An 11,972-nucleotide genomic window follows, 5' to 3' on the forward strand; every position below is an offset into this window, starting at 1 on the left:
TTGATCCGTTCCCACTGATCCTCTCGAAGCGCATCGCAGTCCATCGCTGACCTCCAAAAATCAGCGTTGAATCTGATTTGCCCTTCCTTGGGAATCCCAACCCGTTAAATCGTCACTACGCCCTAGTTCGATGACCACACCTGGAGCCTCGGGCAGTCCATTCAGACGAATGCCCTCGGTTTCCCGAATGCTGGCGCGCCGCGCCGGATCAAAGATCAGCTTGACCTTGGTATTGTTGCCTTTCTCGCAATTGTGGACAAGCGCGAGAATGTAGTCGTTGCCTTGTTCTAGGGCTCGCTTGAATTCGGTAGGAGAGAGCGACACTGAGTTCTGCATAGAACGCCCGGTAGCCTTTAGCTCGACGAAATCGCCCCAATCGAACGCTCCATCTGCGCCGACCCCGTGCCGCCGCCGAAAATCCTCTAGTTCCACGCCGTCGCACCGCTCGAGGACGTGGATGAGGACCTCCCACCCGAAATCCTCTACCTGACCGTTCGTGTAGCGCGTGTTCGCGACGCGCTCATCACTGTTCACTCGGCTAGGGTCTGGCCGCGGACCAAGTTTATTCTTGACCGGTGATTTTGGTTGCTTGGCTGGCTTACCCTCAACAATTGTGACCGACGCGATCCCGGGCTGAAAATCCTTCAGCTCGCGTGGCGGCAGTGGCGGTGGCGACGAGGTCGCCTTTTGACCTGCCCGTCGGGTGAGCTTGACCGGCCCCTTCCCCTTCTGGCTGTTGATTTCGGTCGCTGCGGATTCGACCTTTGCCTTGTGGGCGGCGTCGTCGACAGCGAAGCGCAGCGCGTCCGCTACGGTCCGTTTGGCTGCCTGCCAGGCGAGTACCCATTCCGCATCGAACGGGAACACGGATGCAGCGTCGAACAAGCTCGAGATTGCGGCGCCAGCTCCTTCCCGGATTTCGAGCGCGTCGCTCGCCACGTGGAGCTCGAGTGGCTCGATCACCAGATGGGCTTGTAGAGTCGTTCGGATGCCCCGGCCAAGTTGATCGACCTCGACATCTACAGGGACTTCGCCATCATAGACGTAAATCTTGGCCGTACGAAGGGCATCCCACGATACTCTGAGCGTCTGGCGAAGGCTTGCGTCGCGCTTACCCAATGAGTTGGAAAGATGATCGACGGCGGCCTGAAAAGTCGGCGTTAGGTCTTGGCCTTCTTCCTGGGCGCGTTTATCGGCAAGTGGCAGAACGCGAGGCGTAATTCGTGTGACCGCGAGCGCGTCAACGAACGTCTCGATGGACCGAGTGTCGCACGGCGGTTGCCAGAAGAATTGCTCGGGCAAGGCGGTTGCGAGGCGATCCCGGAGCTGGTCGTCGGCCACGAGGTAGATTGGTCTGCGCGCCCGCCACATCCCGTAGCACGCCAGTGAAATAAAGCGACAGGCAGCTGCAGGGCCTCCGCTCGCAACCATGAGCGCGTTCATATGGCGATAGACCTGAATCAAAATACCCCGCTCGGCAGATGGATCGTATTGGCCGGCATGGGTTCTGAGATAGTCACAGCAATCCTCAATGGTGGTTTCGCCGATGCGCAACGCGTTCCATAGTGTCCGGTAGATCTCACGTTCTGGAACGTAGAGTGTGCTGTCAGGCACAATCGGCTTGCCGCGCCGGACTTGGGCCGGCCGCCGCCAGTCTGCAGTGCCTTCGCCGACTTCGACGAGAACAAGCCCCTCCTTAGCCGCGAAGCGTTCCCGGAACTCGGCAATCGTTGTCTCGCCGACCGTTGAGACCCAAGTCGACTTGGGAATGAGGCGCGCGAAATGCTGATAGGCGAAATAAACGCGGGCGGCGTCGAACTCCTGTTTCCCATCGCGCATGTTTTCGAGCATTGCGAGGAGATCGTTCACTCGGACGCGTGCCGTCAGCCCAATTGCTTCGACGAAGTCTTCGTCGAGTTCCTCGGCGCTGACGCCGATGACAAAGTCTTCCGATTTGTAAATCGCCTGCGTCTCTGCGGTCTTTACTGCAGCGTGGGCCGGCTTCATAAAGCGCTCCCGACCGACAGGCATCCAAGCTGTGTCCTTCAAGCGATCGAGCCACAAAGCGTCGTGCTTCCCACGAGCGTAAGTATAGACTCGTGCGGTGTGTTCGCCCTCGACCTGCGATTGGTCCTGCAATCGCTTGCCCCAATCGCGCGAAAGAGATCGCAGAAGGGCAGCTGCGCGCTCCTTCCGCTCCTTCTTAGGCACCTTGCGATTGGTGATAACGCGCAGCACCCGATCGAGATCGGACGAGCGTATGTCGGATGATAACCTCGTGGCGTTCGCGCGCGCCATAGATGCGCGCCGTGCGTCACTGCGCTCGCTCACATATCTGCCGGGCTCGAGACGCGGCCCGGATTCCGCGCCTAGCAAGGCGAGAAAGTTGCGAGCACCGCGCGACCGCGTGCCGTCGTCTCGCTTTCGCCGCTTGCCCAGACCGGTTCGGAGCCCCTCTTCGTAGGAGGGGTGTACCCACCAGATGCCGGCGATGCCCCAAGCGGCGTTCGGCCAATGGGGCGTGTCTTTATCGATCGCTTTGGGTAGGTATACTTCGGATGGCCTGCGCCAACTCCGCTTACCTTTAGTCTCTGCCTCAACCGCTTCGATCAGGACCGCCGCGCCGAGCCGTGCACCGATCTTCTGGGCGCGCAGGCCGGTGAGCGGGTCGAGCAAGTCGCGCAGTTCTCGCAGTTCCTCGTGCGATAGCCGCACCGGATCGTTTTCGAATGCGGCGGCGAAGGCGAGAAGCTCGTCGTGGGCATCAACTTCTGTCGTGAAGGCAGCATGCCGGACAAGCCAATCGATGGCGGCCTTTCCCTCGTGAGCAACGAATGCCGGATGGAGCACGTCGAAAAGACTGTGGCGTTCTGCCAAGAACGGAAGGGTAGCGCCGAAGACCAGCTTCCTGTCCGATGTACCGATCGGTTTGCAGCCAACCAAATATCCTTTATCGCAGAGCCAAATGGGAGCACCAAAGATTTGCTCCGGCGGGCACGCGTTTGTCAGCGTGGAGGCGGCTTCTACCCACCACGCGCTGCCCTTCCCGGCAAAGATCCCGTTTGTCATTCCACCGATCAAATGCTTCGGCGTAATCTGGCGTGAGACCCCCAATGCCTCGACAACCCGTCGCCAGCGACCACGATCGTCGCGAAGCTGCTGAGTAAGCGGCAAGTGCTCTGGCGCGAGTGCAGCCAGATCCTCTTCTGTGAGCAGCGCACCGAGGCACTGCTCCTCATAAGCAACGTCCGATAGGCGCCGATTGCCCTCTGGCCCAAAGCGCGCCAGCGCGTTGAAACGCGTCCGCGCTCTTTCGAAGGCCTCCTGAAGTGTCGCGGCCGGCCACTGTTCGCCCACTACACCTTCGGAGGCAATTGGAACGAGATTCCAGGCTGATCTCGGCCGTGCGCTAAGCTCTCTCGACGCAGCCTGGGCGATTACGGTCCCTGCCTGCTTGAGGAGCCAAGCATTCCACTTGTTGTCCTGAATGCTCTCGCGCGAGGAAGTCGGGTCGAATTGCCCATCGATTGAAAAGGGAAGCGCGGTCGGGATACGGGTGCGAAATCCGATGAATATTCCCGTGGCCTCTACGATCCCTGCTGACGCGATGGAGATCGGCGTTGTGGTGCCGGTGCGCTTGTGGAAACGTGCCTGACCCTCGGGGACCAGGATGAAGCCGCGGTGAACTCGATAGCGGCGGTCGCCAGCTGTCACTGTGCGTCGCTGCAAGCGCGCGAGTTCGTCGCCACTAGTCTTGAGCTCGATCCAAGCACTCGCCTTGGTGGCGCGCTTGGAGGTCCGGCCATCCTCATGCCTCAGCTCAAAACGCCGTACGTGATCCAGAAAAATTAGCCCATCGTCCGTCCATTCCTCGAACCAGCACTCAAAGCTCGCGGTGTCAAAGCCATCTTCGAGATTAAGGACGAGCAAAGTATCGGTCGCTGGTTCATAAAACTCATCGATCCGGTCCTCAGCCGGTCGTTCCGCGATACCGACACCGGCAGTGCTGCCGAAGTGATATGGCACGCCGTGGACCTCGATATCCGTGCAGATCCGACGAAGCGTCTTTAGGCCGATGCCGAACCTACCCCGTAAGTCCGCGTCGTCCCGTTTCGTGCTGACGAATGGGAGCATCATCGCGAGCACATGTTCATACTCTACTGGAAGCCCGTTGTGGAGGATTAGCATCTGCCTGCCGGCTGAGCCGTCCCGCAGAGTGACACGAACCTCGCCTGCGCGGCGATCTTCTGCGTTCTGTAGCACTTCGACCACACCCTGATACGGGTCGACATTGGCGCCTTCTGCGGCATGGCCAGCGCTCTCGATCGCTTCCTGGACCAAGAGCGGCGTGTTGGCGAGCAGCCGGTCGCACTCGCGAATGTATTCAGTTGCGAAGATCGGGTCGCGCGGGTCTGCCGGGAGGCCCTGTTTGTCCTTCGAAAGGATCTTCTGCGCGGCGAGCCGAGCCAAGGCACGCAGGGCATCCACCTCGTCCTGATCCGAAATGATCGAGAACTTCGCCATTTTGCCCCCTGGTCTCCAATAAACTTATGGGTTCAGGGCTTGGCAGTCCAGTACGAACGGCTGGTTTGGGAAGCTTACGATTGTTGACTATTGGCCGAGAAAAGGCGCGAAGCCCGCAATTTGGGGTATACCCCGATGTGCGCAATGAAACTGCTTCGCGCCATGAGCGGCGAACCGTCTCCCGAAACTACCATTCCCAACCGACCGATCCTGATGGCTGGTGTGGGTCAGCAGAATTTTGGTCGTCTCGATTTTCAAATCTCAGAGCATTTCTTTACGGCTTCGTCCACGGTTCTGTGATGGGTGCACCGTACCTGCCCGGACGTGTTCAACCTCCAGACGCTAAAGCCGTCGCCGGCAGTCTTTCGAATGGGCTCGTGGGTCCATTTTCCTTGGGTCACGAAGCGGACGAGTACACGTTGCCTTCCCCGCTCGTCGCGAATCGCTAGAAGTTTGCGTCCCGCCTCACTCTGAAGGAGGTGTCCTCCCTTTGGATCGATGGCAACGATTTTATCGCCCATCCAAACGAGGAAGTCGGGATAGAAACGGCGGCTATCCCCCTTGTCGAGAAGGGGTATCGAGAAACCGCCGTTTACCGGATTGCGCGCCCATGTATGACCGGTGGCGTCGATAGCTCGGGCGACTTCCAGCTCGCCCGGGTTAAGGTCGGAATATCCATCGTGAAGCGCGTTATCGAAGCGCTCAAGAGAGTCGGGCTTCGCGAGAATGGACGACACAACATAGGGGTTCGCGTCCTCAAACGTCAGTTCCGAATTGGTGAGATAGACATCCACCATCTGCTCGGCCGCCTCACGAAAAGCTCCAGCCGCAATGCTCGTCACCTCAATCCTCACCTCAAATTTAGGGTTCGACCAATCAACTGTCTTCGCAGCTTCCGGATAGAGGGATTGCATATGACGTCGGACTAGCCAGCGCGCGACGACGCGATTTGAGTGGTCCTTCCGAATGGTTTCTATCGTTGCTGCCGTGTTCACTCCTACTTGCTGAAGGGCGCGCGTTAGCTCGCCGGGTCCGAGCGTATTTACGGCGTCGCCAGAGTAGTCGTGCATCCTCGCTATAGTTTCGATCAATGGTACAACGGCAGCGTCGGAATCGATGTGAATCTCGGGAACGGTTCTCCTTTCCCGCGGGTCCAGCCTGGACCGGCTCCGGTCGCGTGGATCCGAATATCCCTCAATCATTACGTCCGGCGTTTCGCCGGCTATGCGGCGCTTCACTGTGTCGAGAATCTTCTGAAAATCTTGCTTGCTCCCGGTGCGGATATAGAAATTCGCAGTGTTGAGAGAAGGGTCCGGATAGTGCCTAGCACCCGGCTGGCGCAAGACACGTCCAATGACTTGCTCGACCTGTGTTGGTGAAGCCATCGACTTGTCGATATAGGCAAAACCGCAAGCTGGGTCGTCCCATCCTTCCTGCAAGGCCTGATTGAAAATTATATGGCGATAGCTGCCGGCCGAAAACGTTGCGAAGTCGTCCTCTCCTCCCGAGAAGAGTTTAAAGTCTTCCGGTAGCGGATGCCCCTTATGATCGACTTTCAGGTCGCCATAGATCGCGATTTCTGCGGGAGATATTCCTTTGCGCTCGGTCAAATACCGCCAGATGAGGATAGGTGGTGCTTTCCGCTCGACAAAGGGAGAGTGGGGATTGTCCGTGAGGCCATCCTCCTGCGCCACGTTCGTCCGGCACACGTAGATCGCCTTCGGCCTGAAGCCAGCGCCCAGATCGTGCGCAATCCCGTCCGTGCGTTCGAACTCGTCGATCATATCATCGATCGAGGTCTCCATTTCTGTCGTGTAGCCGCCAAGAACGATCTGCCGCTTAATGAGACCGGCATCCACAGGCTCCTTGGTCATGACCGATGTAACGAGGCATTTTGTCGGCTGTCCAGGTATGTCAGTCACAGCCCGATCGGACCATCCAGCATGACGCAGACGGTCGATCACTTGACCGAGTTTGCCAGGCGTACGCATAGTTGCGGAAGCTGCTAGAATGGCTTGCGGCTCAAGCTCGAAGAGGAGATCTGTCTGCTGATCTGACAGGTTATGGGCTTCGTCGTAGACGACTATTAGGGGACGACGTTCATTCGCGTTCGGCGCCTTGCGTTCCAGCAGTAGCTTCCAGGTCGATCGCCCGTTCTCGTCGCTGGCAGCCTGATGGACTCGCAGAAAGTCCCTTGAAGTCTGGCTCCTGTTGAACGTACCGGCGGTGGCGAACAAGACGACGGCCTGCGTGTCGTCCAGGATTTGCCACCAAGTTGCCGTCGAGAGCGAAGCGGTCGTGAAGTCCTCGATGAGCTGGGCGTACTTCCCACCAGTATCAAAATTCGCGAACGTCTGGTCTACAACAGCCTTGTTTTTAGAGATCCAGAGTACGATCGGCTCGAGCGTCATGCCGGCGCGGATCTGCGACAATGTGTCTGCAAGAATCACAGTCTTGCCTGACCCTGTGACTGAAGACAGTGCCTGGTAAAAAGGGACGTCCCATCCCCTATGCTCTGTCGGTCGGCGCGCATCCCCGACGAGTTCGACGTATCTGGCCGCGATTTGGTCCGAGGCCCTGGCCTGGAAAGGCAGGAGTTCGAAGGTCACGCAGCCGATTCCTGTTCAGCTTCAGATGGGTTCCTCGGAATCCCGTAGAGGCCAACAGCCTCGTTGAAGCCTAGCTTCTCGAGCACCTTGTTGGGAATCTGGTAAAATTCGACGTTCGGGCCGCCATAGGTCGAAATACGCGCGTAGACGTGGAACGGTTGTGTGAGGCCTTCAGCAGATGCCTCTGCCGCGATCGCCCGGAAAGCTTCGCGATTCAGGACAGACGGCTGCTTTGGTCCGTTCCAAACGAGGAAAAACCCCTCGCCGCGCGAACTCTTGGCAAACAGATAACGATGCATACCAGCAGGTAGGCGTCGCAGATGTGCTTCGGCCCTGGTCGCCTGATCCCAATGACTAGTAAGGAGGAGGTCTATCATCTCTTCCCGCTCGAGTGCGAGCACTGCAGCGGCATCTACCTTCGCCATCAACCGGGAGAAACGGAAGCCCCCACCCAACGGCACCCCAGCTAGCGTGGCTATCCCGTCTTTTGAGTAGCGCCGACCTATGATTGCACTCTCCAGACGGTCGTGCGTTAATGTCCGTGCGTAGGGATCGCCGCGTTCAGGCCTTCCTTGCTCGATTAGTATGAATCGCCGTTCAGCGCCGGATTCAGAGTTCAGCTCGAGGACGGCGTGCCCGGTCGTGCCTGACCCAGCAAAAGGGTCGCAAACAACGCCCTTAGGAGGGCACCAAATCTGAATGATCTTTTTGAATAGTTTCAAAGGCTTCACGGTTTCGAATCCGTGATCGCGACCCACAAGGACGCCCAACTCGTTGATTCCCGACTGGCTGTGGCCGCTCTGAGAATGACTCCAGGAGGTCGATCCAAGCTCAAGCGGCTCTTCGTAATCGTCTTCGGCCCAGTACGTAGTCGGAACCATGCCCTGCTTTACGCTCTTCAGGTATTTCTTCACGCCGAACGTGCCGACGCCGCCATCGCGCCAATGTCCAATTGGCCACGGGCCAGCGTCGCGGATCTTCTCCGCCCGCCTGCGCGCCGCTGCTAAATCACCGTGGATGACCAACGCATCCACGCATCCGTCGTCCAGTGGTTTGGAGACGTAATCGGACCCGTAAGCCATCAGGAGCTTCTTCAGCTTAGGCCGTTCAATCGCCCAGCACCTTCCGTCGCTGGGGTAAACCATCTTGCCCGTAAACGGATTCTGCACAGCGTAAACTTGGCCGCGATGGCTGTCTGCACCCTGTCCAGTCAGGTCGCCGGGCTTCCATGGATCGGGATCTCCGTCCCAGGTACCGTATCGGGAATTCGTTTCCTCGCTTCGGGGCAACAGCTGGGTCGCCGCTCGATCAGCATTCTTGGCATAGACAAGAACGTATTCCGTTTGTGTCGAGACGTGCGCCTTCCTGCCGACGTTGTTCTTTGGCGCGTATGATTTCTGCCAGTTCAGCACGGCGATCCTATTCCGCTCGCCAAAGACCTCATCCAGGAGCATCCCCAGACGGAAAAGTTCGCGATGGTCAATGCAAATGGCGAGGACTCCGCCTGGCTTCAGCATCTCCTTCATCATCCAGAGGCGTGGTGTCATGAACCGCACCCATTTAGAATGCCTACTGCCATCGTCTACGGGTACGATGCTTCCTAGTTCTGGATCATTGGGATCTTCGTCCCACCGGTCGTTATAACGGAAGTCGGTGCCGGTGTTGTAGGGCGGGTCGGTTAGAACAAGATCCACTTGGCCGCGATACTTGTAAAGACTGACCAGGGCTTGGAGATTTTCCCCCTCGATCAGCACATTGGCGGACTGCTCTACCTCCGCCCCAACGGAGAGCTTCGGATCGATGCGCTGCGACCGTGGCTCCACCCGTCTGACAATCTGCCAAGGAGGCGTTTGCCCTGGATATGTCATTCGGATGCCGCCGAGGTCCGCCCCGTCTCGCTCGAGCAAGAGGCGAATCAGTTCGTCTCTACTCAGCTTCCCATAATCCGTCATACAACTACCCCGAACAGCGCACATTCAGACAAAATTTCGCAACCGAGGGCCGTACACGGAGTCTGCTGCTCTTACCCGTGGCAACTGATGGCCGCCCCCTCATTCTCAGGATGACACGACCTGACCGCGGATGGAACAGTTCCCAGCACGTTGTCCAAGGGTCGTAAACCGGAATGGACGTTCGCTTGTCGTAACATTTTCTGCGAGAAGGAATCAGTCGATGGCCATCTTCCTTCAACTCGCAGCTGAATAATGCCCGTTGCTGGTCCCGATGTCGAGAGGAAGTTCATGGTCTGTTCCACCACAGAATCCTCATCCGAACTCGGTCTGCGTGCAAGAGAGTGCCGTTGAACGTGATGGCAGGATGATTGGGACCACCATCTCGCCTGCGCTGGGACCACATTCGGTATCGGCGCCGGCGCCTCCTTTTTCAAAAGCCTGGGCGGCTAAGTTAATGACAAAAGGGCGCGCCCGTTGGGGTGCCCCTTTTCACTATCGGACGGCTTCTGCCGGCCCGCTAGAAGTCCGCTTGATGATATCCAACGAGCCGCTGGCGTTTAAATCGCCCATCGCTCCGCGACAGAGAAACGTCTCTTCTTGGCGTTTTGGCTCTCACCAAGATCACGGTGCTCCCAGGAAGTGCGTGTAGACCCGGTCCAGCAGGCCGCTGTACGCCTTGTAGTAAGCCTCAAGCTTGGAAGTGGACACGTCGATGTGCACCTTCTTCCGGTGCGCAATCGTAATCCGGTCATCCACTAAGTTGTCGATGTGCTGCCTCTCGATTTCCAGCTCATCACCCCACTGGCGCCTCAGCTCGGTTTCATAATCGGCATCAAACAATCCGATCATGTCGAGCACCTTGCTTGTCTTCGGATTCTGATAGCTCTCGCATACCTTTTCGATTGGCCGGTAGATGCGGCTGTTCGAGCGCTGCTTGGCATACTCGATGAATATTTGCTTGAGACACTGCTCCAAGCTGCCGCAGATCGAGACGCACAACTGCTGGCTCGATAGGGAGACAAGTTCATCCCTGTCGACGCCTACACCCTTCCTCACATTGGAGATCTGGTGCTTTAGGCGGTCGAACTCAGCCTGCAGCTCTTGCCGCTTCATATCGCGGCAAAGGCCTGCTCGGCCTCCTCCATACGCTTCTTGACGTTGTCCTCGCCCGCCGTCGCTCGGATGTAGCCTTCAATGAACCGAGGATTTTGCAGTAGGGCGGTATACGCTTCGGCGGCTTGCTCAGGTTCGGGCGGTTTGCCGGTGCCGAGGCGAAGCGCTATCGCAGAAGCAACCGAGTCAAAAACGGCGGTGTTCAATGAACGGTCCGGGCGAAAAGGTCGTTCTCCAAGCGCCTTTGTCACAAACTCCACCGTGTTCTGAAAAACGTTCCCAAGTTCGGCGAGCTGCTCATCCTTCAGGTCCCGCTTTTTCTCCATGTAGTCGTTGAGAAAGTGCTTCATGGGGGCCTTATAGACGTCTCCACGCTCATAAAACGCCATGAAGCGCAGGATCAGCTCGACGTCCTTAAGTCGCTTGCTCTTCGGCCCATAAATGGCGCGCCAGGTCGGGTTGAGGTTTAGCTTGTGGAGGTAGTTGTTGAAATTCCCGTGACAGATGCAAGAGCGAATTTCCTGCGGTGAGAGCTTAATGCCTCCAGTGTTGATCCGCTCAAACACCTCATAGACGCTGTTGATTTCGCCCTCGGGCAGATCCTGCTTGAACACGGTCGCATGGATAACTGCATCGTTTAGACGGGTGCGGTCGGCTTCATCAAGCGTCTTGAAAGTGCGGTCCGCAAACTTGGACTTCAGGCCGGACAAGTAGAACTCCTTGCCATTGATGATACCATTTGTGAAGTGCTGGAGCGACTTCAGCCGCTGCTGGCCATCGATGACAAGATGCTTTCCGGTCTCACCCTCCCTGAAAAGAAATATGCCAGGTACTGGCAGTCCTAGCAGGAGCGATTCGACAAACCGCGAGCATTGGTTCTGCGACCACACAAATGCCCGCTGAAAAGGCGGAACGTAGAACAGTTTCTTCTCCATCCGGGAAACCAGGGTTTCAACCGGATAGTCGACGCCAAAAGAGGAAATCGAGAATAGGTCGCCAGTAGTTGAAACGTCTTCCTCCGGATCATCGACGTTCTGGAGGTCGTCTAAATCTTCCTGCAGTAGTTCCAGCTCGCCCACGAATTTCCCCTCGCTTTCAAGAGTACCGGGTGAGGCATATCACGGCTTACGTTCTAGCCTCAACGGGAGCATGAACGAATTGCACCACACTCTGCGCAGGCCTCGACGTCCGATAGGAACGTCGCCTGTCTCGGGGCGCTTATGGAAGGTGGGAAGAGGAGGCGGCGAGATGACCCGAGCAGCAAACAATGACCGAGACGAGCGCGCGCGAGGGGCGGCAGAAGAAATCATGCATGCCGAGCGGGAAAAGCGGGCGGCCAAGACAGCGCGGCTGAGAGCGGCCCGCTTAGCTCATGAGGCCCAGGGGGCGAGCCGAGCCGGCAAAGCAAACCAAGCCCGGCCAAGCGCGGCCGCAAATAGGAATGCAAGCTGCCATTGCTTCGGTCGGGAGCAAAATAGGTCACGCGGCGAATTCCTGCGCCACTTGGCGCGAGGCGCAATTCATTTCCGCCGCACGGCTGTCCGGCTGTGAGCCGGCTCGTAGTTGCTTCACGCAGTTTTCGCATGGAATGACGGCATGGTGCGGCCAAAAGGAAGCCGTGTGGATTCCCCTGTGACGGGCGATGACGGATCGTGTCCCAGGGAGTGGTGTAGCTGACGGTTTGGTCGCCGCGCTCTCCGGCAAGGGGCCGGGATGATCAGCGTGCCACAGCTGGCAGGCTGATGAGGGGATCATCGCTCATTTGGCTGATGGT

General features: G+C 57.9%; 5 protein-coding genes. All 5 read right to left on the reverse strand.

Features of this window, described 5'->3' with window-relative positions; genetic code table 11:
* Window positions 1–60 precede the first annotated feature (60 nt).
* Entirely contained in the window at window positions 61–4,524 is a 4,464-nt protein-coding gene (locus O7A61_RS27975) for an ATP-binding protein (protein WP_337132519.1), read from the reverse strand.
* A gap of 254 nt (window positions 4,525–4,778) precedes the next feature.
* Window positions 4,779–7,133 carry a DEAD/DEAH box helicase family protein gene (locus O7A61_RS27980; protein ID WP_337132520.1) on the reverse strand — a complete coding sequence of 785 codons (2,355 nt, stop codon included), beginning with the start codon at window positions 7,131–7,133 and terminating at the stop codon, window positions 4,779–4,781.
* On the reverse strand, window positions 7,130–9,085 hold the full coding sequence (locus O7A61_RS27985; protein ID WP_337132521.1) for a site-specific DNA-methyltransferase: 1,956 nt from the start codon (window positions 9,083–9,085) through the stop codon (window positions 7,130–7,132). Before O7A61_RS27985 ends, O7A61_RS27980 begins: the two co-directional genes overlap by 4 nt.
* Before the next feature lie 621 nt (window positions 9,086–9,706).
* The gene (locus O7A61_RS27990; protein ID WP_337132522.1) at window positions 9,707–10,198 is read right to left on the reverse strand and encodes a HEPN domain-containing protein; all 492 of its coding nucleotides are present in this window, start codon (window positions 10,196–10,198) and stop codon (window positions 9,707–9,709) included.
* A complete protein-coding gene (locus tag O7A61_RS27995) occupies window positions 10,195–11,277 on the reverse strand; it encodes a DUF262 domain-containing protein (protein ID WP_337132523.1) in 1,083 nt (360 codons plus the stop codon). The genes O7A61_RS27990 and O7A61_RS27995 overlap by 4 nt, the downstream gene beginning before the upstream one ends.
* Window positions 11,278–11,972 lie beyond the last annotated feature (695 nt).

This window comes from Mesorhizobium sp. Cs1321R2N1 (assembly GCF_037179725.1).
Taxonomy (GTDB): domain Bacteria; phylum Pseudomonadota; class Alphaproteobacteria; order Rhizobiales; family Rhizobiaceae; genus Mesorhizobium; species Mesorhizobium salmacidum.